General features: G+C 43.3%; 25 protein-coding genes. 13 read left to right on the forward strand and 12 right to left on the reverse strand.

Annotated elements, in window-relative coordinates; translation table 11 throughout:
- Positions 1-118: transposase (locus AC1DV1_RS27405; protein ID WP_477366652.1), on the forward strand; the 118-nt coding region annotated here is incomplete at its 5' end.
- A gap of 191 nt (positions 119-309) precedes the next feature.
- On the opposite strand, the gene glmS is transcribed toward AC1DV1_RS27405, so the two are convergent.
- From glmS to AC1DV1_RS27420, 3 genes are all read right to left on the reverse strand, one after another.
- On the reverse strand, positions 310-2145 hold the full coding sequence (gene glmS / locus AC1DV1_RS27410) for a glutamine--fructose-6-phosphate transaminase (isomerizing) (RefSeq protein ID WP_477366550.1): 1836 nt from the start codon (positions 2143-2145) through the stop codon (positions 310-312).
- Positions 2146-2332: 187 nt separating this feature from the next.
- The gene (locus AC1DV1_RS27415; protein ID WP_477366553.1) at positions 2333-3739 is read right to left on the reverse strand and encodes a DUF4270 family protein; all 1407 of its coding nucleotides are present in this window, start codon (positions 3737-3739) and stop codon (positions 2333-2335) included.
- Positions 3740-3754: 15 nt separating this feature from the next.
- Positions 3755-4579 (reverse strand): glycogen/starch synthase, encoded by an 825-nt coding sequence (locus AC1DV1_RS27420; RefSeq protein WP_477366556.1) that lies wholly within the window; start codon positions 4577-4579, stop codon positions 3755-3757.
- Positions 4580-4734: 155 nt separating this feature from the next.
- Here AC1DV1_RS27420 and panC point away from each other — a divergent pair, with 155 nt between their 5' ends.
- The 3 genes from panC to AC1DV1_RS27435 all read left to right on the forward strand — a co-directional run bounded on the left by panC (position 4735) and on the right by AC1DV1_RS27435 (position 7030).
- Positions 4735-5565: a pantoate--beta-alanine ligase gene (panC, locus tag AC1DV1_RS27425; RefSeq protein ID WP_477366559.1), complete on the forward strand. Its 831-nt coding sequence runs from the start codon at positions 4735-4737 to the stop codon at positions 5563-5565.
- A 113-nt stretch (positions 5566-5678) separates the two neighbouring features.
- Positions 5679-6029 (forward strand): aspartate 1-decarboxylase, encoded by a 351-nt coding sequence (gene panD, locus AC1DV1_RS27430; RefSeq protein ID WP_090651607.1) that lies wholly within the window; start codon positions 5679-5681, stop codon positions 6027-6029.
- A 32-nt stretch (positions 6030-6061) separates the two neighbouring features.
- Positions 6062-7030, forward strand: a complete 969-nt coding sequence (locus AC1DV1_RS27435) for a TonB family protein (RefSeq protein WP_477366561.1) — start codon at positions 6062-6064, stop codon at positions 7028-7030.
- 2 nt (positions 7031-7032) lie between these two features.
- Here AC1DV1_RS27435 and AC1DV1_RS27440 read toward each other — a convergent pair whose 3' ends face one another.
- Positions 7033-7563 carry a hypothetical protein gene (locus AC1DV1_RS27440; protein WP_477366564.1) on the reverse strand — a complete coding sequence of 177 codons (531 nt, stop codon included), beginning with the start codon at positions 7561-7563 and terminating at the stop codon, positions 7033-7035.
- A 95-nt stretch (positions 7564-7658) separates the two neighbouring features.
- Here AC1DV1_RS27440 and AC1DV1_RS27445 point away from each other — a divergent pair, with 95 nt between their 5' ends.
- From AC1DV1_RS27445 to AC1DV1_RS27465, 5 genes are all read left to right on the forward strand, one after another.
- Positions 7659-8228 (forward strand): Crp/Fnr family transcriptional regulator, encoded by a 570-nt coding sequence (locus AC1DV1_RS27445; RefSeq protein WP_477366566.1) that lies wholly within the window; start codon positions 7659-7661, stop codon positions 8226-8228.
- A gap of 74 nt (positions 8229-8302) precedes the next feature.
- On the forward strand, positions 8303-9022 hold the full coding sequence (locus tag AC1DV1_RS27450) for a sterol desaturase family protein (RefSeq protein ID WP_477366569.1): 720 nt from the start codon (positions 8303-8305) through the stop codon (positions 9020-9022).
- A 164-nt stretch (positions 9023-9186) separates the two neighbouring features.
- Positions 9187-12003 carry a carbamoyl-phosphate synthase large subunit gene (gene carB / locus AC1DV1_RS27455; RefSeq protein ID WP_477366572.1) on the forward strand — a complete coding sequence of 939 codons (2817 nt, stop codon included), beginning with the start codon at positions 9187-9189 and terminating at the stop codon, positions 12001-12003.
- 160 nt (positions 12004-12163) lie between these two features.
- Positions 12164-12832, forward strand: coding sequence for an acyl carrier protein (locus AC1DV1_RS27460; RefSeq protein ID WP_477366574.1), 669 nt, complete (start codon positions 12164-12166; stop codon positions 12830-12832).
- A 115-nt stretch (positions 12833-12947) separates the two neighbouring features.
- The gene (locus AC1DV1_RS27465) at positions 12948-13433 is read left to right on the forward strand and encodes a hypothetical protein (protein WP_477366577.1); all 486 of its coding nucleotides are present in this window, start codon (positions 12948-12950) and stop codon (positions 13431-13433) included.
- A gap of 22 nt (positions 13434-13455) precedes the next feature.
- Here AC1DV1_RS27465 and AC1DV1_RS27470 read toward each other — a convergent pair whose 3' ends face one another.
- Positions 13456-13920, reverse strand: coding sequence for a DUF4920 domain-containing protein (locus AC1DV1_RS27470; RefSeq protein ID WP_477366580.1), 465 nt, complete (start codon positions 13918-13920; stop codon positions 13456-13458).
- 256 nt (positions 13921-14176) lie between these two features.
- Between AC1DV1_RS27470 and AC1DV1_RS27475 the strand changes: the two genes are divergently transcribed.
- Positions 14177-15553, forward strand: a complete 1377-nt coding sequence (locus AC1DV1_RS27475) for an NHL repeat-containing protein (RefSeq protein ID WP_477366583.1) — start codon at positions 14177-14179, stop codon at positions 15551-15553.
- Positions 15554-15741: 188 nt separating this feature from the next.
- Here the strand turns inward: AC1DV1_RS27475 and radA are convergent, their stop codons facing one another.
- The 3 genes from radA to AC1DV1_RS27490 form a co-directional block, all read right to left on the reverse strand.
- Positions 15742-17214: a DNA repair protein RadA gene (gene radA / locus AC1DV1_RS27480; protein WP_477366586.1), complete on the reverse strand. Its 1473-nt coding sequence runs from the start codon at positions 17212-17214 to the stop codon at positions 15742-15744.
- A gap of 672 nt (positions 17215-17886) precedes the next feature.
- Positions 17887-19674, reverse strand: a complete 1788-nt coding sequence (locus AC1DV1_RS27485; protein ID WP_477366590.1) for a hypothetical protein — start codon at positions 19672-19674, stop codon at positions 17887-17889.
- A 9-nt stretch (positions 19675-19683) separates the two neighbouring features.
- Positions 19684-20385, reverse strand: coding sequence for a hypothetical protein (locus AC1DV1_RS27490; protein ID WP_477366593.1), 702 nt, complete (start codon positions 20383-20385; stop codon positions 19684-19686).
- Between the two features lie 300 nt (positions 20386-20685).
- Between AC1DV1_RS27490 and AC1DV1_RS27495 the strand changes: the two genes are divergently transcribed.
- Positions 20686-21327, forward strand: a complete 642-nt coding sequence (locus AC1DV1_RS27495) for a response regulator (protein ID WP_477366596.1) — start codon at positions 20686-20688, stop codon at positions 21325-21327.
- A 77-nt stretch (positions 21328-21404) separates the two neighbouring features.
- On the opposite strand, the gene AC1DV1_RS27500 is transcribed toward AC1DV1_RS27495, so the two are convergent.
- Together AC1DV1_RS27500 and AC1DV1_RS27505 are read right to left on the reverse strand one after the other, a co-directional pair.
- Entirely contained in the window at positions 21405-21710 is a 306-nt protein-coding gene (locus AC1DV1_RS27500; RefSeq protein WP_477366600.1) for a DUF5615 family PIN-like protein, read from the reverse strand.
- A 28-nt stretch (positions 21711-21738) separates the two neighbouring features.
- On the reverse strand, positions 21739-21966 hold the full coding sequence (locus tag AC1DV1_RS27505; RefSeq protein ID WP_147055044.1) for a DUF433 domain-containing protein: 228 nt from the start codon (positions 21964-21966) through the stop codon (positions 21739-21741).
- A 37-nt stretch (positions 21967-22003) separates the two neighbouring features.
- Between AC1DV1_RS27505 and AC1DV1_RS27510 the strand changes: the two genes are divergently transcribed.
- On the forward strand, positions 22004-22462 hold the full coding sequence (locus tag AC1DV1_RS27510) for a nuclear transport factor 2 family protein (protein ID WP_477366603.1): 459 nt from the start codon (positions 22004-22006) through the stop codon (positions 22460-22462).
- Between the two features lie 16 nt (positions 22463-22478).
- Positions 22479-23222: a hypothetical protein gene (locus AC1DV1_RS27515; protein ID WP_477366606.1), complete on the forward strand. Its 744-nt coding sequence runs from the start codon at positions 22479-22481 to the stop codon at positions 23220-23222.
- A gap of 22 nt (positions 23223-23244) precedes the next feature.
- Here the strand turns inward: AC1DV1_RS27515 and AC1DV1_RS27520 are convergent, their stop codons facing one another.
- Positions 23245-23796 (reverse strand): NUDIX hydrolase, encoded by a 552-nt coding sequence (locus tag AC1DV1_RS27520; protein WP_477366609.1) that lies wholly within the window; start codon positions 23794-23796, stop codon positions 23245-23247.
- Entirely contained in the window at positions 23789-24193 is a 405-nt protein-coding gene (locus AC1DV1_RS27525; RefSeq protein WP_477366612.1) for a hypothetical protein, read from the reverse strand. Before AC1DV1_RS27525 ends, AC1DV1_RS27520 begins: the two co-directional genes overlap by 8 nt.
- Between the last annotated feature and the right edge of the window lie 31 nt (positions 24194-24224).

Here is a 24224-nt window from a genome sequence, read left to right on the forward strand (position 1 = left end):
AATAAATATCAAACAGAACCACGGGTTCCGACGCTTCATGCTCCGTGGGAAAGAAAAAGTAGCGATAGAATGGGGCTTACTTTCAATCGCACAAAACCTAAGAAAAAAAGCTGCCTAAAGGCCTTCTTTTCACTCGTTCTTAATCAATAATATTCGTTAGTTCGAAATCAACATCAAAAAACTACTTGAAATCGATTTATCCGCCGTAAAATAAAAAGACCGCATCATTTGATTTATGATACGGCCTCTTTTGCTTCAAATAAAAACGTATTACGTAAAACCTACAACGTTAAACGTACCACCTAAAACTTACTCCACAGTAACCGACTTAGCCAAATTCCTTGGCTGGTCAACATTACAGCCCCTCATAACGGCTATATGGTAAGCTAATAGTTGTAATGGTATAGTTGCTATCAGCGGCACAAACGCTTCGTGGGTTTGGGGTATCTCAATTACATAGTCGGCCATGTCTCTTACTTCGGTATCACCTTCGGTAACAATGGCTATTACGTGGCCTTTGCGGGCCTTTACTTCCTGTATATTACTAATCACCTTTTCGTATGATGAACTTTGGGTTGCAATTACAACCACCGGCATGTCATCATCAATTAAGGCGATGGGGCCGTGTTTCATTTCGGCGGCAGGATAACCCTCAGCATGAATATAGGAGATCTCTTTCAGCTTCAAAGCGCCCTCTAAAGCAACCGGGAATGAACTGCCCCTGCCCAGGAACAGGCAATTGGTTGAATCTTTAAACTTGGTGGCAATCTTTATCACATGATCGTTGCATTTTAAAGCTTCCTCAACCAGTTGAGGGATCTGGTTTAATTCGGTTAAATATTCAACCAGCTTACTTTGGGTTATTTTGCCGCGCTGCTGGGCTATATAAAACGCAATCAGCGTTAAAACACTTACCTGGGCTGTAAACGCCTTGGTTGATGCCACCCCAATTTCGGGGCCCGCATGTGTGTAAACACCGGCATGCGTAGTACGCGGAATGGATGCACCTACCACGTTGCAGATACCAAAAATAGTAGCTCCTTTTTCCTTGGCCAACTCTATGGCCGCCATGGTATCGGCAGTTTCGCCCGATTGGGAGATGGCTATTACCAAATCTTTCTCAGTGATGATGGGGTTACGGTATCTAAACTCCGAAGCATACTCCACCTCGACAGGTACACGGGCGTATTCCTCAATCAAATACTCGCCAACCAGCCCGGCATGCCATGAGGTGCCGCAGGCAATGATAATAATCCTGTCTACGTTCTTCAGCTTCTCCGTATATTCTTTGATACCACCCAACTGAACTTTGCCTTGCTGCGGGTAAATACGGCCACGTAAGCAATCGCGGATAGAGCGCGGCTGCTCGTAAATCTCTTTCAGCATAAAATGTTCGTAGCCGCCTTTTTCCAGCATTTCCAGCTTCAGGTCAAGCTCCTGGATATAGGGTGTTTGTACCGAGTTATCGATGTTTTTGATCAGCAGGTTATCACGGTGTATGTAGGCAATTTCGTTATCGTTTAAATAGATAACGTTTTTGGTGTATTCCACAATGGGTGTAGCATCTGATGCAATAAAGTATTCGCCTTTGCCAACACCTATCACCATGGGGCTGCCTTTACGTGCCGCTATCAGCAAATCGGGCTCGTCGGCACTCATGATCACTATGGCATAGGCGCCGATAACTTTAGTAAGCGATACCCTTACAGCCTCGCGCAGGCCGAGGCCTGTTTGGTCCATGATATCTTCTATCAGGTGAATGAGCACCTCGGTATCGGTATCGCTTTTAAAAATGTGGCCTTTGGCTGTAAGCGTTTCTTTAATAACGCCATAGTTTTCGATAATACCATTGTGTATTATGGTAAGCTTACGATTACCGGATGAGTGTGGGTGCGAGTTTCGGTCGCTTGGTGCGCCGTGGGTAGCCCAGCGTGTGTGCCCCATACCCATTGATCCTTTAAGATCAATGCCCTTCACAAAGTTTTCAAGGTCATCAACCTTGCCGGCCTTTTTATAAACCTTTAGTTCTTTATCTAACAGCGCAACACCGGCACTGTCATAGCCCCTGTATTCTAAACGATGAAGTCCTTTTATAATGATGGGATAAGCATCTCTGTAACCTATATAACCAACAATTCCGCACATAGTAAATTTTATAAAATGTAAATGGAGCAAAAATAATCAGCTATATAACACACTTCATAGCTTATTATTTTAATTATTTCAGAAAATGGAAAGGTTTTTACTTACTTAAAAATTAATTTTAAGAAGTGTTTTGGGCTTAAACAAAAAAATCCCCTAAGCGGGGATTCTTTTTATTTTAATTAAGCTTTTACAGCTTGGGTATCTTGGTATAAAAAATATTCAGCTTAATGCGGTAAGGCGAATTTTTATCGCTCCCAATCAATATTGTACGGCCCGCAATTTGCGCGCTTGGGGCTATAATGCCTGCGCCAGTGGTTGAGTTTACTTCGGTAGTATCAATAGGGGCAACGTAAGTGCCATAATCTATTGTCTTTTTACGAATCAAATCCTGTACGTAGCTTGTAATTACAAAGCGGTAGGCTTTTACCGGTTCTTTGGTGGTACGGGTGTAAAAGCCGCCAAATACTCCTGCCTGGTAAAGTGCATTTGATGACGATGCATCCTGTATCAAAATACGCTGCTTGGCAATATCTAATTGATACATGGCTAATTTGGGCAACGATTGATACGGAATACCCGAGCCTTGCACCGGTGTTATAACCAATTCGGCGCGGTTTAGCACAATTGAATCGGCGTTAAGCTTACTTAAGCCCGGGAACCCTACTTTGGCGCGCAATGCGCCCAACCCTTGCAGGTAAACTGTAGTTTGGCTGGTTACTTTAGCCTTCCTTGCGGCATCCGTCACACTGCCATACTGATGCCTTATTTCGGCAGCATGTATAGGGAAGGTTAACGATACACTTGCTGTATCTGTTGTAGTATCATTCTTGGCCTTGTAAAACACATCAAGGTGCGACCGTGTAGATGAAAGATTTAATTGCAAAGTACCACCCACATTTGAAGATTGTGCTCTTGCCACGGTTAGATATAAGCCTTTAACTAAATCCTGGAAAGCCGCGTCAGAAGCTAACGCTGTACCAGTGGCATTAAAAAGGTTATCATAAATAAACTGCTTGCTAAAAGGTATACGCAATTGCGGCGCAACCCTTTGCACGGTATCAATGGTATCCTTACGAATGCGGGCAATGGTTAAGCTATCATGGGTGTTGGCAGTAAATGTTTTGGTTGCCAATACAGTAGCCTGGCTTGCCCAGCGTTTGGTGCCATAATAGGTTTCGTTAGTGGGTTTATTTTGTAGCTGATAAACGTTAACTTTATAACGGGAAACTACAGAATCACCGTAAAAGCCATCGGCATAGCCCAGTACAAGCACGGCCGAATCTATAGTAAGTGTACCTGCAGGAACTGTATACGGAGCCGTTGGCAGCTGGATAGCCATTGCCACGTTTGTTTTAGTTGTACCAAAAACCGGGTCAGCAAACTCGCCAAGCGGTGTTTTAGTTAAACCCGATGTAACTACGCTTACAGTGTCTTCGTCAACAGTGTTGATGGTAACAGTAGTATCAACAAGCAAAGTGCCGCTTACCTGGGATGATGTATCTACACCTAAACCTATGCCCTCCTGGCGCTTACAGCTATTGAAAATAAAAAGACTTATTAACAGGGTCAATAAGTCTAATCTGAAAAATTTCATATATAATATTAAGTCTTATGCAACATGCACCAATTCGTCGTTGGTAATTTCGTCGTAAAAATTGTAATAATTTTCGAAATCTGCGGTAGAATCAAATTCTAAAACCGATTTATTGCTGTTTTTAACATTATTTAACACATCTGCGTCGATATTCTCGCTGCCCAAAACAATCCCGTCTGAGTACTGGATTGCGCCGGCATAAAGGGCAGTGTTGGTGCCTTCTTTGTAAGCGTCAACGTGCGCCTCGGTCATGTTGCTCATGATTGCTTTTTGGGCAAAGTCGGCGCCAAGCTTGTCATTAAAATCATTTTCGTAAATCGAATAAATGATTTTTGAATGCTTAAAAGTCGGATCGTCTTTGTAAGTAGTTTTTAAATACGCAGGCACCAGGGCGCTTAACCATCCATGGCAATGGATGATGTCTGGAGCCCATCCTAATTTTTTAACCGTTTCCAATGCACCTTTGCAAAAGAAGATCATACGCTCGTCATTATCGGCATAAAACTTGCCGTCCTTATCACCAAACACATGTTTACGCTGAAAATATTCTTCATTATCTAAAAAATACACCTGCATACGCGCTGCCGGGATAGATGCTACCTTAATGATCAGCGGGTTATCATTATCGTTGATAATAATATTCATACCCGATAAACGGATAACTTCATGAAGCCTGTTCCTGCGCTCGTTAATATTGCCAAAACGCGGCATAAGGATCCGGATCTCGAATCCCTTCTCCTGCATTGCCTGCGGAAGTTGGCGTGTTATTTCAGCAATTTTTGTGAGTTCAAGGAAAGGAGACATTTCATGAGTTATAAACAATAGCTTAGATTTACCCATCACTTAATCAGTATTAAAAATATGTAAAGAAGTCAAAAAATTTGAGTGTGCAAATATAATCATTATTATATGAACTGTCAACGAATTGTGCAAGTAACTTTTGGTATTTTTTGCGTAAATGCACACCTTTACCAAATTTTGTAATTCAAACTACATTGAAGATATTTACTACCAGGCAACAGCTAAACCAGTACTTTGCCAACAAAACCGGCAAAACTGTTGGCTTTGTACCTACAATGGGCGCACTGCATAACGGCCACTTATCGTTAATTAAACAGGCTCAGCAAATTAGCACCGAAGTGATTTGCAGTATTTTTGTAAACCCCACCCAGTTTAACGATCCAAAAGACCTTGAAAAGTACCCCCGCCCCATTGCTGCCGATATAGCTATGCTTGAGCAGGCGGGCTGCGATATATTGTTTAGCCCGACGGTTGATGAGATGTATGATGGTAATGAGAAATGGCATTTAGATATAGGCAACCTGGAGCATTTACTGGAAGGCAAATTCCGGCCGGGACATTACCAGGGTGTTATGCAGGTGGTAAATAAACTGTTCAATATCGTAAAGCCCAATATCGCCTTTTTTGGCCAAAAAGACTACCAGCAGTTTATGGTGATCAATAAAATGGTTAATTTATTAAACATGCCGGTAAAGCTGGTCATGTGCCCCATTTTGCGCGATGACGATGGCCTGGCCATGAGCTCGAGGAATATTCATTTAACCGCCGGCGACAGGCAGCACGCCCTCATATTATCAAAAACATTAAACTGGGTTAAAAGCAATTTCGATACAGAAAATATACAAATGCTTCAGCAGCAGGCAGAACAGATGATTGGTGCTGAGCCGGACATTAGCCTTGAATATTTTGAAATTGTTGATGGCGATACATTATTGCCGGCCACCGCCGCCACTCAAAATATAGTAGCCCTGGTAGCAGCCCGGGCAGGTAAAACAAGATTAATAGATAATATGTTGATTGGATAGACGAGGGCTGATAGATCATGGCAAAAATAGCGTTACAGCCGTGATTAATCATTTTACAATCTATCGACTATGGACCATGAACTATCGACTAAATTTATTTATAACTTTGCACCATGATTATTGAGATATTGAAGTCCAAAATTCACAGGGTGAAGGTTACGCAGGCGGAGCTGAATTACGTGGGCAGTATTACAATTGATGAAGACCTGATTGAAGCGGCCGATATTATTCCGAACGAAAAAGTTCAGATAGTGAATAACAATAACGGCGCGCGTTTTGAAACTTATGTTATAAAAGGTGAGCGCGGCAGCGGCACGGTTTGTTTAAATGGTGCTACCGCCAGGCTAGCCCAGGTTGGTGATGTGGTTATCATTATGTCATACGCCTACATGGAGCGCGACGAGGCGAGAAAATATGAACCCATATTGGTATTTCCTGATGCTGATAATAAATTAATAAAGTAAATTAGCGCGGTTTTAAAGCCCCTGGTTTACTAATGAAATTACCTTTAACCTTTACCTTTCTTTTCATGGCATCGCTATGCTTTGCCCAGCGCCAGAATGTTTATTTTTTGAAGAATAATGGCAAACATGTTGATATCCGCGACAGTGCCGATTATATCAGGATCATTCGCGAGCCCGATTCAGGGACTGTTTTTTTCAATGTTCTGGAGTACTATCCTAACGGGAAAGTTAAGATGCTGGGTAAAACCTCTACCATCGATCCGGTGACACTTGAGGATCAGTGCATCACTTATTTTAAAAACAGCAATAAAGAATCTGTGCGCACCTACAAAAAAGGCAAAGTGATTGGTAGCGCGTATGATTATTTCCCAAACGGTAAGTTATACCTTGGCAGGGAGTTTCCTGATAACGACAGTCCTTATAATGATTTTGAAGAAAACTACCTGGTGACGGATTGCCGCGATTCTGTAGGAACGCTATTGGTAACCAATGGTAACGGGCATTATGTTGGTTATAGTAACAATTTAAAAAAAATAACCGAAGAGGGCGAAATCAAAAATGGCAAACGGGAAGGGCTTTGGAAAGGCCGCTTTGATGATATCCACACCCGTTTTGAAGAAAATTATAGTAACGGCCAGCTTATTTCAGGTACTGCAACATTAGATGACGGCACAGTTAATACCTATACCAAAACAAGGAGTGTGCCACCGCAGTTTAAGGGCGGGGTGCCAGGCTTTGGCCGGTATCTTTCAAATCATATTGAATATCCCACCTATGCAAGGCAAAATAATATACAAGGCCGGGTAGTTTTAACCTTTGTTGTTGAAAAAAGCGGCCAGGTTACAGAGGTTAAAGTTACAAAATCTGTTAGCAAGGAGCTTGATACCGAAGCCGCAAGGGTATTAAACGCTTCGCCGAAGTGGGTACCGGGTACAAGGTTTGGCCGTGCGGTAAGGGTCATATATTCAGTACCGGTTGCTTTCGCTTTACAGGGGTATTGATACTATCGCTCCCGCGGCTCCGCACCTATGCTTAACGATACTTTAAGTTCCACATCGGTGTTAACGGCTTTACGTAACAGGTAAACCATCCTGATGCGCACACTTGGCTCCCTTACAATCTCATCCAAAAAATGCGAGTTGTCTATATCCAGCACTACACTGTTACCAACATTGGCAGTAATATCTTTACGAATGGCCACCAGCACCTCGTCGCTGCCGTCGGCTTTGGCCATATAAATCCTTAATGCTGCAATATTGCCAATGTTATAATCCGATGGATCTTTTGATTGCAGCTTTGCCGATATAATGCGAACTTCACTTATCTGGTTTGCATTATTGCCATCTTTGGTAAAATCCTGGTCGAAACTGTTGGCTGTACTTATGGCGGTATGCGGCTGATCGACCGATGACGATGCCGGAATTACCAGGTTAGCCGTATAAGGGAACGTAGATTTCATGATTGACTGCAGCATACCACAGCTTCCGAACAGGAAAATAGCGGCAAACAGAAAAAATGTATGTTTCTTCATCATAATTTATCGCTGTAAGGTAATTGTACATTACTACAATTACAAGTTTAATTGGTTTTATAGGTAATTTATACCTTGTATAAATATATTAAGATTTTATGGAAACAAATGGTTTATTGCAAGTACTTAATAATATAAATATCCTAACACCGCAGATAGAAAGCCAGCTTGAATCATATCTGGTTGAAGACCATTATGCTAAGAAATCAATCCTGTTAAAAGCAGGGCAGGTGTCGCAGCGGATTTATTTTGTAAAACAAGGCTTTACCCGGGCTTACTACCATAAAGCGGGTAACGAATTTACCAGTTGGTTTAATGGCCAGGGCGAAATCATTGTATCGGTCTACAGCTTTTTTTCGCGTAAGCCTTCTTTCGAAAACATCCAGGTGCTGGAAGATAGCGTTCTGCAATCCATCAATTGGGACCAGCTACAAGCTATGTACAAAAAATACCCGGAGTTTAACCTAACCGGACGCCTTGTTACCGAACAGTATTACATCCGCAGTGAAGAGCGGACTATTAACCTGCAAACGCTCAGTGCAAAAGAACGGTATGAAAACCTGCTGCAAAGCCACCCCGGCATCCTTCAAAAAGCGTCCCTGGGGCAAATAGCATCATTTTTAAGTATTAAACAGGAAACCTTAAGCAGGATAAGAGCTAAAGGGTAACGTTTTTTTGATATAAGTCAAAACTTATTGACAGGCCTGGCACCGAGATTTGATTTAATCAAAAACATAAAACCATGCTTTATATCATCTTAATTTGTTTCGCCGTTTGTTTCCTCATTGAAAAGCTTTCGCCCGGGTGGAAACTTCCCCAGGTGCCTACCTGGACCATCAGGGTGCTTGCTATCAATTTTGTACAGTTACTTATTGTAGTTATTGCCGGTTATAGCTGGGAAAAATGGCTGTCTGGCTATTCTCTTTTCTTTCTGTCGCGCCATATGCCCAATTGGCTTGGCGGAGTGGTGGCTTACTTTATAGCAACTTTTATATTTTATTGGTGGCACAGGTGGCGCCATCAGAGTGATTTTTTATGGCGGCATTTTCACCAGATACATCATAGCGCACGGCGCATTGAAGTGATAACGTCATTTTATAAACATCCGTTGGAGATGGCTGTTAACTCAGTAATAGGCAGTTTGCTGGTGTACACGCTGCTTGGCTTAAGCCCCGAGGCAGGAGCTATATATACTTTGTGCACCGCTTTGGGCGAATTTTTCTATCACACCAATATCAAAACTCCAAAATGGATAGGCTACATTTTCCAGCGACCCGAGATGCACCGTATCCATCACGAGTACGAAAAACACAGCAATAATTATGGCGATATTGTTTGGTGGGATATGTTATTTGGCACGTACCGCAATCCGCAAAACTTTACAACATCATGCGGATTTGATACAGACAAGGAGCTAAAACTCACCGAAATGCTAAAATTTAAGGACGTACATAAAATATAAATATTAATTCAAAAAAAAGATTAATTGTGTGCGTCAAAACTCTATCTTTGCACCCCGACACTGAGGTCGGGATTTCTCGCCTTCAGTGCATAGGAAAAATCGTTTAAAGGAGATAAAAATCCTTTAACTTTTGACTTAGAACTTTTGATTTAAAAAAAAGCCCTATGCCCAAAGATAATTCCATCAAATCCGTTCTGATTATCGGCTCTGGCCCCATTATTATTGGCCAGGCCTGCGAATTTGATTACGCCGGCTCGCAAGCCGCCCTTTCCCTTAAAGAAGAAGGCATCACTGTTTCTATCATCAACAGCAACCCCGCCACTATCATGACGGATAAGGTTATTGGCGATCATGTTTACCTGCTGCCCTTAACCTGCGCAAGTATCGAGCAGATACTTAATGAGCGACAAATTGACGCGGTACTACCTACCATGGGTGGCCAAACCGCGCTTAACCTTTGTATTGAAGCTGCCGAGCAAGGTATTTGGGAAAAGTACAATGTAAAAATTGTGGGTGTTGATATTGCCGCCATCGAAAAAACCGAAAACCGCGAAGCTTTTCGCCAATTGATGGTTGATATTGGTGTAGGTGTTGCCAAATCCAAAATTGCCAACTCTTTCCTGGAAGGTAAAGAAGCCGCGCAGGAAATTGGTTTCCCGCTGGTTATCCGCCCAAGCTATACCCTTGGTGGTAAAGGTGCAGGCTTTGTGCACAAAAAAGAAGATTTTGATGCCGCATTAAGCAAAGGCTTACAGGCATCACCTACTCACGAGGTTTTGGTTGAACAAGCCGTTATAGGTTGGAAAGAATACGAATTGGAACTGCTGCGCGATAATAACGACAACGTAATTATCATCTGCTCTATCGAAAACTTCGACCCGATGGGTATCCATACCGGCGACTCGATAACCGTGGCCCCGGCCATGACCCTGAGCGACCGCTGCTATCAGGATATGCGTAACCAGGCCATCCGCATGATGCGCGCCATTGGCAACTTCGCTGGTGGCTGTAACGTACAGTTCTCGGTTAACCCTGCCGACGAAGCCATCATCGCCATTGAAATTAACCCGCGCGTATCGCGTTCATCGGCACTGGCATCCAAAGCAACCGGTTACCCAATTGCTAAGATTGCTGCTAAGCTGGCCATAGGTTATAACCTTGATGAAATAGAAAACCAGATCACCAAAACAACTTCGGCTTATTTTGAGCCTACTTTGGATTATGTGATTGTAAAAATACCACGCTGGAACTTTGATAAATTCAAAGGCGCCAATCGCGAGCTTGGCCTGCAAATGAAATCGGTAGGCGAGGTAATGGGCATTGGCCGCAGCTTTATTGAAGCTTTGCAAAAAGCCTGTCAGAGTTTAGAGATAGGCCGGGCCGGTTTAGGTGCCGATGGCCGCCAAAGCCGCAACCTGGAAGAAATTATGTACAGCCTGGAGCACCCAAGCTGGGACAGGTTATTCCATATTTATGATGCCTTAAGCCTTGGTGTACCAATAGAATCGGTACGTAAAGTTACCAAGATCGATCGCTGGTTCCTGAACCAGATTATGGATGTGGTTAACTTAGAGAACGAACTGCGCCGTTACTCACTGAACAATATCCCTGAAGACTTCCTGTTCACCCTAAAACAAAAAGGCTTCTCGGATACACAAATTGCTTACATTTTAGGCAACGTTACCGAAGAAGATGTTTACCAGCGCCGCAAAGCCCTGGGCATTAAGCGTGTTTACAAAATGGTTGACACCTGCGCTGCAGAGTTCCCTGCAAAAACACCTTACTATTACTCTACTTACGAAGGCGAAAACGAATCTGTCTCGTCTGATAAAAAGAAGATCATCGTTTTAGGATCAGGCCCCAACCGTATAGGCCAGGGTATTGAGTTTGATTATAGCTGCGTGCACGGATTACTGGCCGCAAAAGAATCGGGCTTTGAAGCCATCATGGTTAACTGTAACCCCGAAACGGTATCAACCGACTTTAACATGGCCGACAAGCTATACTTTGAGCCGGTTTACTGGGAGCACGTTCGCGAGATCATCGAATTGGAAAAACCTTACGGTGTAATTGTACAGCTTGGTGGCCAAACCGCTTTAAAAATGGCCGAGAAGATGCACGAGCACGGCATTAACATCATAGGTACCTCATTCAATGATATGGATGTGGCCGAAGACCGCGGCCGTTTCAGCGATCTGTTGAAAGAATTGAATATCCCTTACCCTAAATATGGTGTTGCCGAAAGTGCCGAAGAAGCCCTTGAAGTAGCGCACCAGGTTGGTTACCCGGTACTTGTTCGCCCAAGCTATGTATTGGGTGGCCAGGGCATGAGCATTGTGATTAACGATGAGGATTTGGAGAAAGCTGTTGTTAGCTTACTTAAAAACCTGCCCGGTAACCGCGTGCTGATTGACCACTTCCTTGACCGTGCCGCCGAAGCCGAGTCCGACTCGATAAGCGATGGCGACGACGTGCACATCGTTGGTTTAATGGAACACATTGAGCCAGCCGGTATCCACTCGGGCGACTCATTTGCGGTGTTACCGCCTTTTGATTTATCCGACAATGTGATAAGCCAGATGGAGGAGTATACCGAAAAAATTGCCAGGGCCTTAAATGTGCGTGGTTTGTTAAACATCCAGTTTGCAGTTAAAAACGACCAGGTGTTTGTGATAGAAGCCAACCCGCGTGCGTCGCGTACGGTACCTTTTATAGCCAAAGCTTACGATGTACCATACATCAACATAGCGGCCAAAGTAATGCTGGGCGTTGCCAAACTGAAAGACTTCACCATCGAACGCAAACTTTGGGGCTATGCCATCAAAGAACCGGTATTCTCGTTTGATAAATTCCCTGAAGTGAACAAGGAGTTAGGCCCTGAAATGAAATCAACAGGAGAGGCTATCCGCTTTATCCCTAACCTTCAGGACCCATATTTCCGTCACCTGTACAAAGAGAAATCAATGTACCTGAGCCGGTAAAGTGGTCTTTAGTCGGAAGTTTTGAGTTCTAAGTCGAGAAAGACAGATCACTTATGACGATCGGCTAAGTACTTATGATTTAAAAGTAGTTTAATAGCTAATAACAATTGCCTGTAGCCCCGGTTACAGGCAATTTATGGTTAAATTTAGTTGCTATAGTTTGAAAGTTAATTTGAATAATAACCAGGCATTCAACCTTAATAGTGTTGACCCTGAGGATTTAGGTGACGTTCTTGTAAAAATTGAAAGATCATTTAATATTAGTTTCGAAGATACATCTGTACGGGATGTAAAAACGTTAGGTAAACTTTGCGATATTGTTGTTGAAAAGATAAAACACGTAAACAACGAAAGCTGTACCACCCAGCAGGCATTTTACAAAATCAGGAATGCCATTAACTGTACCATTACCGCTCCAAGGGAATTGGTAAAACCCCAAACCCGGCTCGAAGACATTTTTCCGCGTGATAATCGTATTGTAGTTATTAATGAGATTGAACGGGAAATGGGTTTTCAGCTTAATTTATTGCAGCCCAAACAAGGAGTAATTGCCGCTTTTGCATTTATACTGGCCGCATCGCTGGCTGGCTTTTTCTTTCAGCCTATCGTAGCCGCCTTTGGCCTGGCAATTGCCCTTTCGGGATTTGCCCTTGCAGGCAGGTTTGGTAAAGAACTGAAAGTAAAAACCCTTGGCGACCTGGCCGAAAAAGTGGCAAGGGAACATTACCTTAAATGCAGGCGCGATGCTGCCACCGTGAACCGCGCCGAGGTAGTACAAAAAGTTAAAGAACTTTTTACTAACGAACTGCACCTAAAACCATTGGTATAGGCTCATAACGCTAAATTTAATTAGTGGGATAAGTATTTATTGTTTTTTACGTTATTGTAATAATATGACGAAAGCCCCGGCATTAAGGGGCTTTTGTTGTTTAATATATAACCTTATGAACACTGMCTGCAAAGCCTTAACGTCCATCTTCGCATCCTTTTGCCTCATTTTTACTGTACATAATGCTAAAGCCCAGGCTAAATTTGCTATTGGTGGCGGTGGGGCATTAAGCTACTCCAAAGAAAACATGCCCGGCTATGGAATTGTAGGTCAGGGTGAGTTAAGATTAAATAACTTTTTGAGTATTACACCATCCGTTGGTATCGAGGCGCCTTACCTGGCATATGCCGGTCTTGCAGCCAGGGTATACGTTACTCCTCAATTTTACCTGCATGCGGGTGGCTTTGTGAATGCCGAAGGCGACGTTTTTAGCGAGACAGGTGGTGGCGGCACAGGCGGCATAGGATATATGGTGATGACCACAACACATCAAACTATAGATTTAAACTTTCACGCCGATATCAAAAACAATAACAACAGGTCGCTAAGCATTTTCGGTATCAGGCTTATTTACAGTTATTCGTTTACCCGGCTAAAGTAAATAGATTCATTACCGGCATAGGCTATTTATCAACCATTAACCCTTTTACCTCAAACGTAACCGTCCGTTTAGGATCGGTTTTTACCTTGTGCTGCTTTTTGCCGCTTACCATATCGCCCGCCAGGTGTTGCAGGTCATCGGCGATAAACATTTTTTCGGCCACGCCTTCCATAATTACGGTACGGCCAGCCAACTGGGTAGGTAGTATAACATTGTAGTTTTTAAAGTGAGCCGCCATTATTTTGCCACCACCGGCGTCTACATCAAACCAGCCACCTTTTTCTTTGGTCACTTTTATAATCTTACCCTCAACGGTGGTGCTTATCCTTGTCTTTTTGCCCATAAATGCTTCCAGCTTATCAGCAGGCATCATGGCCATGGTATCGGGTTTTTGGCCGTAAACCATACCATGGGGTAGGGGTATGTGCTTTTGGGCAAATGCCATCGCAGGCATTAATAACACAATTAATAACGGGGATATTTTCATGGCTATAGCTTGTTTTTACATAACACCATAGCCTGCAAAATGTTGCATATTTACTTTAAGGGCTTATTACTGTTACATTTTGTGTTTATTGGCCGTATTATATTCACTTTAAACTCATTTATTTTTATTCAATTTGCAACCGGCTTTTATTTAAGTGTTAATGAATGTTAAAATATTCGTTTTAGGTAATAAGCTTTGTCAAGTTGTTTATTTTTACAGCTGATAATACCGTGCTCATTAATTCATATTATTTCAAATGAACAAAAATCTTACTAATTCCATCCTGTTTGCGGCAGTAGCGTTTACTATTGCTTTAACCCAGGCAGGATGTATTAAAAGCAATAATCCAACTCCTGGCGTAGTACCTGTTATATCTACCACTGATGTGGTTAAAGATGCTGCCGATACCAGCGCCCATAGCGGCGGTTTTATTACCGAGGCGCTTACTTATGCCGTATCAACCTATGGTGTATGCTGGAGCGCTACAAACCCAACCCCAACTACTGCCGATTCAAAAACTGCCGATACTGTTAACTATTTAACCTATGCCAGTAAAATGAAGGGCTTAAAAGTTAACACCAAATATTATGTACGCGCCTATGCCACCAATTCTGTTGGTACCGGCTATGGTAAAGTTGTGGAATTTACTACCGGTGCCGATTTGACATCAAAAGTAGGCGCCGTGAGCACATTTGCCGGTAATAGTAGTGCCGGCTTCATTGATGCTACAGGTGCCGTCGCGTCTTTTTACAGTCCGCAAGGTATCACCATTAGCAGTACAGGTACTATTTATATAGCCGATGCTTTTAACAGCGCCATCAGGACTGTTACTACCCGCGGTACTGTAAACACATTAACTGGTAACGGAACAATAGGGTACGTAGATGGCTCACTGGCCAATGCCCAGTTCTACGCACCCGAAAGCCTGGTAACTGATGCCGCAGGCAACATTTATGTAGCCGATTTTAGCAATAACATTATCCGTAAAATAACCCCTGCAGGTGTGGTAAGCACATTGGCAGGTAGCGGAACCGCAGGTTACGACGATGGAACAGGCACTGCCGCTACATTTAATAGCCCGCGCGGCATAGTAATTGACGGTTCTGGCAGCCTTTACGTAGCCGACAGGGGTAATAACCTGATCCGCAAGGTTACAGCCGCAGGTGTGGTAACAACATTTGCCGGCAACAGGGCAGCGGCCTGGGTTAATAATACTACGGCTACCAGCGCGTCATTTAACAAGCCATCGGGCTTGGCTATAGATGCAGCGGGCGATATTTATGTAGCCGACGCGCTAAATTATTCCATCCGCAAAATAACAGCGGCCGGTGTAGTGAGCACCTACCTGGGCGATCCAAAGCACCAGGTTATTGGTTCGCCATCGGCATTGACATTTGATGCTAAGGGGAACCTTTTTATAGCCGATCAAACCGGTCGTGTATTTGAGATCACCACTAATAAAGTTTTATTGCCATTAGCCGGCATTAGCGCTACGGCTGGCTTTGCCGAAGGTAGCGGTACAAACGCCTTATTTGCATCGCCACAGGGCGTAGCTGCCGATGCAAGCGGCAACCTATACGTAACCGACTCTGGCAATAACCGTATCCGTAAAATTGGATTGCCTGCTTTATAAATAGGTTAAAGGTAAAAGGCGAAAGGTAAAAGGTAGCTGCGTTAGCGGCATGTCCCAATTAGGTGAATCAACCGGGCGAAGCCCGGTTGTTTCACCTTTCACCTTTCACCTTTCACCTTTCACCTTTCACCTTTCACCTTTCACCTTTCACCTTTCACCTTTCACCTTTCACCTTTCACCTTTCACCTTTATCCAAACAATTGCCCAAATACCTCTTCGATGCTGCTTACTATTTTAATATCAATATCGTAACGGGATAGGTCCATGCGCTTTTTATCCTGTCCGCCGGATGGAAGGTTGTACTTGGAGATAAAGATCTGGTTAAAGCCCAGTTTTTGTGCTTCGGCAATGCGCTGTTCCACACGGTTAACGGCCCTTATCTCGCCCGACAGGCCAATTTCGCCTGCAAAACAGGTTTTGAAGGGGATAGGCATATCTTCATGCGACGATATGATGGCCGCGGCCAGGCCCAGGTCGATAGCCGGGTCTTCTACCCTGATGCCGCCCGTAATATTCAGGAATACATCTTTAGCTGCCAGCCTGAAACCGCAACGTTTTTCCAGAACAGCCAGTAGCATACTCATCCGTTTGGTATCAAAGCCCGTAGCTGTACGCTGGGGGGTACCGTAAGCCGATGCGCTTACCAACGCCTGGGTTTCTATCAGCATAGGCCTCATGCCCTCCAGAGTTGCCGATATGGTGATGCCGCTCAGCGGTTCGTCGCGGTGCGATAGCAGTATTTCGGATGGGTTAGATACTTCCCTCAGCCCTTCGCCCATCATCTCGTAAATACCCAGTTCAGATGCCGAGCCAAAACGGTTTTTTATCGTGCGCAGGATGCGGTAAACATGGTGCCTGTCGCCTTCAAACTGCAACACGGTATCAACCATGTGTTCCAGTATTTTGGGGCCGGCAATTGCACCATCTTTTGTAATATGTCCTATCAGGAATACCGGGGTCGAGGTTTCTTTGGCAAAGCGCAGCATTTCGGCGGTACACTCCCTTACCTGCGATACACTCCCCGGCGTGGATTCGATGTGCGATGAGTGCAGGGTCTGGATAGAATCTATCACGACCAAATCGGGCTCCAGCGCCTCTATTTGCTTAAATATGTTTTGAGTAGATGTTTCACAAAGCACATAGCACGCTCCTCCTATTCCGGCAGTGGAATTTGGGGTTTGATTTTTAGAATTTAGAGATTGGGCTTTAGAATTTCCCCCATCGGGGGCTGTCAATCTTTCCGCCCTCATTTTAATCTGCCTTTCACTTTCTTCGCCCGATACATACAGTACCTTTAAATTTGGCATATTTAGTGCCAGCTGCAGCATCAGGGTTGATTTACCTATACCCGGCTCACCACCAATAAGCACCAGCGAACCTGCCACTATCCCTCCGCCCAAAACGCGGTTAAATTCTTTATCGGGGGTAAGTACCCTGTCCTCTTCGTTAAAGGTAATATCGGCTACCTGAACCGGCTTGTTGGCGCGTTGCTGGGTATTGGATGTTACCTTCCAGGTGGGTACGGCATTGCTGGTGTTGCCCTTTTCTATAATTTCTTCTACAAAGGTATTCCATTGCTGGCACGATGGGCATTTACCCAACCACTTGGGCGATTCGAAGCCGCAGCTTTGGCAGAAATAGGCAATTTTAGTTTTGGCCATGGAGATTCAGATGTGCAGATTTTAAATTTCAAATGTGCAGTGTTCAATTGAATTGTTTACACAAATGTGCATATAAAAAATCCAAATTGCTAATTTGTTTAGTAAGTTACACGTGGGTTTTTTTAAGAACGCTGCGTTGTTTTTGTTTGGGGTGATAATCAATCAATTGCGGCCGCAATGACGCTATCTGTGACATATTGGAATAACCTCGTTGTCGTTCTGAACGGAGTGAAGAATCCGTTAACCTACAAATGCAATAAGTAAACTTTTAAATGATGGCCAATTGTGCATTGGTGGTTGAAGTTATGATATAATTCCAAATAGCATCAAGTGTTTTCCAAAAGACCATATTGGGAGTCCGCTGTCATTTTGTTCGGCCATTTTAAGATGGGAGTATTTTTGAGGCCGGCAACCGGCAATCAGTAGTTGTAATCATTGAGGTTCTCGGAGGTATAACGACACGCATACGGGGTAATAAATAGAACGTAAAAGATGACGAATCTTCGAAAAGCAAAAAAGCTCTTCGTAAAACAACCCAATCTTAATCATTGGCTGGGCTTGTTAAAGCGTCTGTTGATATATAGCCCCGACATTCTTAAAAACAATAAAGCCCCGCAATATTTCTATTGACGGGGCTTCTCCCCTAATTATTAACCTAACGGCCAATTTCTTTTAATGACAGCGCACGCTAAATTTAGCGGTGATGTTTAAGGTATTGCTGCCGGCATCATAAATAGCCGAACCATTTATACCGCTTGCTGATGGTAAAGTAAAGTTTCGCGGCGCCATGGTAAACACCGAGGTTTGGTACCACATGTAGCTGTTATAAGCATACATGTAATATTGATCGCCATTGAATAATTTAATGCTGTATTTGCCCCTGCTGCCTGTAATGCCGGTGCCAAAAGCATACTGGATAACGCCACGGCTTACGTAGGCGTAAGTCCACGCGTTTTGATTAAGCTGCGCAGCGCCAATGTCGTAAAGAAAAAACCATCCCGAAGGCAGCAGGTTGATGTTTTTATTGCTGCAAAAGCCCTGCATATTAAGTGTAACATTGATGAGCGAAGGCGTAGCCGGGCTGCCAAAATTTAAATCGACAGAACCCTGGCTGCATGGATTAAACAAGCCGGTTTCGGCAAGTATAGGTAGCCGCGGGTTAAGGTATAAGTTAAAGCTGCTGATAACAACCTTACATTGCGCAATGCTGGGCACATACGGAAATACTACTACATCTCCATCATGTACAAATTCGCCATGGGCGCCGGCCAGGTATTGGTTGTTGGGTGTAACTATGGTTACATCATAAACACCACTGTTGCCTGCACCACAATGAATGCGCACGGTTAGCGGCGTAAAACAGGTGCCGTATGGGTGCCCGGCTACCGCCCAGCTCCAATCAAGGTTGAAGCAGCACAGGTGCGATGTTTCAAAATTAGCGGTAAGGTTGCCGCTGCCATCATTGGCTATGGTTACATCGCCCTCGCTTTTCCATTGCCCGGTTTCTTCGGTAAGGCTCCATAGTGGTACGGTGTCGCCGGCTTTTATATTATTGCCGGTAATAAAGTTTGTGGTATTAGGATTCAGCTTCATGCTCACCTGTATGGGCTGCGAAAAATGCCTTACCTGTGTACCGGCAGCCGACATTTTAATGGATAGCAAACCGGCAGATACAAAGTTGATGGCATTACCGCCATTAACCTGGTTGCCGGCCTTATCTATAACGTTGGTAGGGCTGAAACCTCCCGGGAAAGCCCCGTACGAAGTGGTAGACACGGCGCTGAAATCAACAATATTGGATGTTAGCGCAGATGCGTTTATAGCCGAGCCATCTGCATCAAGCATTTGTGTGCCGGGTAAAATTTTGATCTGTGCGGTTTCAACCATGCCCGACCGTTGCGGCAGGCTAAGGGTTGTACCGGCAGATACACCGTTTGCTAAAGGCGTGGTAGTTGCCAAAACAGATGTGCCCGCGGGTGGGTTGGCATATTCAACCACGCCAACATCAACAATTTTCGCGCTATCTGTTGTAATGGTAATGGTTTGGGTGATGGGCGCATAGCCCGGAATATCGGCAGATACGTTGAATGTTACCGGCGACGAAGCCGAGGGCGCTGCATTGGCAGTAAGCGATAAGGGTAAAAAACCATGCGAGGCTTTAAAATCGCTGGTTGAGCCTCCGTCCATTTGCACCAGCGCGGCATCCTTGCCGGTTATTTTAACGTCAAAATCGCCGGGCTGATTGCTTGAAGTTGCGTTGGCATTGGCAAAACGCAATAATACAGGCGCTTTGGTAAGCGTGGTCTCGTTAATGGTGAGCGCTATGCCCTCATTAGGTTTTTTGCAACTATTTAAGGTTAGTACCAATACCAGGCACGCTATCATTAAAAAAACATTAATAAATGCGCCGCCCTGTTTTGCCGGGCCAATTTGTGAGTGTAGTTTGAAGGTGTTTTTCATGGTGATATTTTATCTGATTCGTAAATTAAAATTGAGCTGAACAACAGGCATCCAACGGTAGCCCTGCATATTTTTATTGAACTGTACGTTATTGGCATCGTTATCTGATAGTAGTTTTGTACCCGTAAACGAGGTGCCTGGGCTGGATAAGTAATAGGTGCCAACATCAACGTTTACATTTAAAAGCTGGCCCGGGAACCCTTTAAAAAGGGCGATGCCCAGGTAAGGCGCAACACCCTTCCACGTTACATCGGCCTGCAGCACCCCTATCTGATCTTTGGTGAGCGACTGGCTCCCGATGTTATACCCGCCCATGGGCGAAATAAGGGCTGTTGCCTTGCCTTGTGTAATGTACGAGGCGCCGCCAACCAGGCGAATGCTGTTGGTATTAAAGGGTGAATAATCGGCCAGTAAATGAACATTGGAGAAACTGGTTGAAAACTGGCCCTGTACCGCGAAACCAAAAAAATGGAAATCTTTATTTTTGTTTACGGGGATGATGCCAAATCCAAGCCGGCCAGATAGTTTGGGTAAAAAACCATATTTTACATCTGCGCCTATGCCCTGGCTGCCAACAAGTACCTGTACGGATATTGGCGAAACAAACTGTGCGGCATTGCTGCTGGTTACCGGGCTTTCGGTATTGCTTTGCTGGGCATAGGCAGCGACGTAAAAAAGCATTGTTAAAAGAGTGGAGATAAAGTTTTTCATAGGTATTGAGTTTAATAAGTGTTTTTATTTGGCCGTGCAAGCGCCGTGATGCATATCAGCATGATGGCTATTGTTACAAGGAGATATTCCATGGTTATGGGGTTTAAAATGTGTTAGCTGTTTATGTATATTGTACCGTTATTACAGCCCTTTACCGGTTTCAGTAGCGTTGCTTTTTGCGGCTTTTTTTGGTTGTTTTTAACGATACAATTTTATGGGACGGCCGCAAGGCACACAATACAAAGCTGTTTGTATTTTTTAAAACGGTAATAAAGCATAGGTTTACAAGTAATTAGTACGATGGAAATGACAACTGAAAAACTATCAGTGATCATAGCAGATGATCATACATTATTTATAAACGGGCTTAGCATGTTATTGCAAAATGAGCCGGATATCGAGATTATGAATATAGCAGCCAACGGCAAAGAGGTGTTGGGGTTGTTACATACCCATACGCCCACACTTGTGCTGCTTGATATTAATATGCCGGGCATTAATGGCTTTGAAGTGCTTAAGCGGATAAAAGCCTACTATCCAAAAATTAAGGTGGTGATGCTATCTACCTATAACGAGGAGCACCTGATTGAAAAAGCAAAAGCCACCGGCGCCGATGGTTACCTGTTTAAAAATGCCGAAAGGGATGAGCTATTGAGGGTAATGCGCCTGGTAGCCCAGGGGCAGCAATGCTTTCCGTACAAGCCGCCGGTTGTTAACTCAACATTTGATGACAGCGATCCCTTTTTAAAGCAATTCCAGCTTACAAAACGAGAAACCGAACTACTACAGTTTATTAAGCAGGACTATACCAACCAGCAAATGGCCAACCACCTGCACCTGAGCATTTATACGGTTGAAACCCACCGCAAAAACATTATGCAAAAGCTAAACCTGAAAAACCCAGTGGAGCTTACCAAGTTTATACTGCAGTATAATTTGTAATGGGGTGGGGGGAATAAAATTTCGAAAATTCTGAAGGAAGAATGAGGCTGTCAAAGGGAATTCTAACGCTATAACATTTAGTATAGATATACTTCATAGATACCCAAATCATCGTTAGATAAAAATTGGTTGATGTCTTTCTTTAGAAGAATTAATAATTCAGCAATCTTTTGAGTGCCAAAGTTGCCGGTGCGCAACCAAATTACTTTAGGAGGGTGAGAGTAAAGATTTTGTAGTTCGCAAAAATCCTCATCAAAAGTTAAAATTGTGTAGTTGTTTGTTTTGGCGAATTGCCAGATCATAAAATCGCTTAAACGATCGTTTGCCTGAATTTCATTTGTAGGCAGGATCTCCCAATCTGACAGGAGTTTTTTAAGCGCCATGAAATATTTTCGTCAGCGATGAGCCGTATCATGCCACTTTAATTATTCGCTCTTTGTTAGCTGCATAAGCAAGGCATGCAAATATGGCTTCGGATGTTAGTTGTGGGAAATCGCTTAGAATTTCCTCATAACTCAAGCCAGATGCCAGCCATTGCAAAACATCATATACAGAAATCCGCGTACCCTTAATAACTGGTTTGCCAAACCTTATTTCGGGGTTAAATTCAAGATATTCTTTATAATCAATTGGCTGCATATACAAATTTACCTAAATTGTCATCAAATTCCATCACATGAAAAAGATATTCTTTCTGAGCATCATCCTTTTTGCCTCCTTTAAAACCTTTGCACAACAAACCGATAAGGAGGCTGTAAAGCAAACCATTAACACCATGTTTGACGCTATGCGCAAAGGCGATAGCACCATGCTGCGGTCGGCTTTTCATAAAAACATTGTTTTTGAAGGTGTAGCCAATAAAAAGGATGGCACGGTTGCGCTGGAAATGGAAAACCCCAATGATTTCATAAAAGCCGTAGGCACGCCGCACAAAGAAATGTGGGACGAGCAGATAACCTTTAACGACATAAAAATAGATGGCGACCTGGCCAGCGTTTGGACACCCTATAAATTTTACCTGGGCAAAACCTTTAGCCATTGCGGGGTTGATGTTTTCCAGCTGATGCGTACCGCGGCGGGCTGGAAAATTATTTATGTTGTTGATACTCGCCGTAAAGGTAATTGCCCGGAATGATCTTCATAAAGAATAGATGAGAGAGAAGAGATTATGGGTGCAAATTAACCGCAGATCGGCTGCGGAGCCGATAGATTTTGTACGATGTTCCAGCCTGGTAGCTGATCTGTTTACTTTTAAATTGCCACCGATTATCGTAAAGGGAATAAGAAAAGTAAATATTGACTTCGCCGACCATGATGATGCATTGCTGATAGGGGGACTCGATAGCATTTTAACGATCGTGGAAACATTTCCATTTGACTTATTCGATACGGCTGATTTGCATGGAAAGACTGCATTATTAGCTGATAGAGCTTATAAATGCTTAATGCTTGTTTACCAACACCTCAACTTAGATGTAGAACAGTTAAAGATTGGATACAAAAAAATACTGGATGATGATTTTGTTTTGACCCACATTTTATTCGGAGGGCCAAAACAAAACAGAAACCGAAGTATTAAAGCCACAGTAAAAGCAGATTTTCTTATTGATTATACTTCAGTAAATATCATTTTCCTAAATAAAAATGATATTGTTATCAATGAAATTCCATTGTTTAAAACCATACCGGGATGGCTATTCTATAGCCTGTTACTAAAGACGTGTAAATGGATTGATGGCGAAACCTTCGAAATGGCTAACGGTAGTAAAGAGATTAACTTCCGAGTCAACATTAACAGGCAAATAAGTATGCACTACCTGCCTGTTAACAGAGATGTTGACGGTATAAAGGAAGAAATTCGATTCCTTACTTTGGAAAGGTCGTTTGATCTTTAACTATAATTAATGCCTTGATTAACTACAGCGCCCCCAGTTTTAACATCCCATAAAACAAGCCAGAGCAATGCATGGCTTGTTTTATTTTATTATCAAGCAGCAATTGTTTTATCTCTTCGATAGTATACTCTTCCACAATAAGCTCTTCATGATCATCCAACTCCTGGCCCTGTACTTTTTTGCCACCTTTGGTAAAATAGGTAAAGGTTTGGTTATTGGCGGTTGATGGGTTGCCGTATACGGTGCAAATCAGTTCAAATTCATCAAACTGGTACCCTGTTTCTTCCAGCAGTTCGCGGCGGATGGCATGAATGGGTTCTTCCCCTGGGTCAACCACGCCTCCCGGAATTTCGAGCGAAATAATATCGGCTGCATGGCGGTATTGCGTCACCATTAATATTTTACTGTCTTCGGTTACCGCTACCGCATTAACCCAGCTTGGGTATTCTAAAACATAGTAGTCTTCAACAATTCGTTTATCGGGCATCTCACAGCGATCAACGCGCAGTGTAGCCCAGGGGCCTTTATGGATGTAAGTAGATGATAATAGTTTCCAGGTTAAATCCTTACTCATAGTTTGTTTGTAGAAATTGATAGATGGTATTTTGTTTGTTAATGTTTTCAAACGACGAGCTACGATGCTTTTTCTCCAGCCATTCAAAAATCAATAATATTTTTTGTAACGAAGCCAAAGTTTCAGGTGATGGACTAAATGGCTCGGCATGCATGTATAGGATCTGAGCCAAAGCGTCAAGTTTATCCGCTTTGTAATTCCCTTTTATCAAAAAAGCCTCAAAATCATCGATAGAGAGTTTTAATAGCGCCTCAAACTTAATATTAAACTCGTTTTGCAGCATGGTATCTGCAAGTTTTATAAATTCATCTGGCTTTAACTGCTCCTTAAAGCCTACCAGGCGGGCCATCATGACCGTTATTTTTTCGAGTTCCCTTAAAATATAGTCTTTATACATTTGTTAACATAAGGTAAGGTAGTAGTAAATA

The organism is Mucilaginibacter sp. P4_D1, from assembly GCF_056401935.1.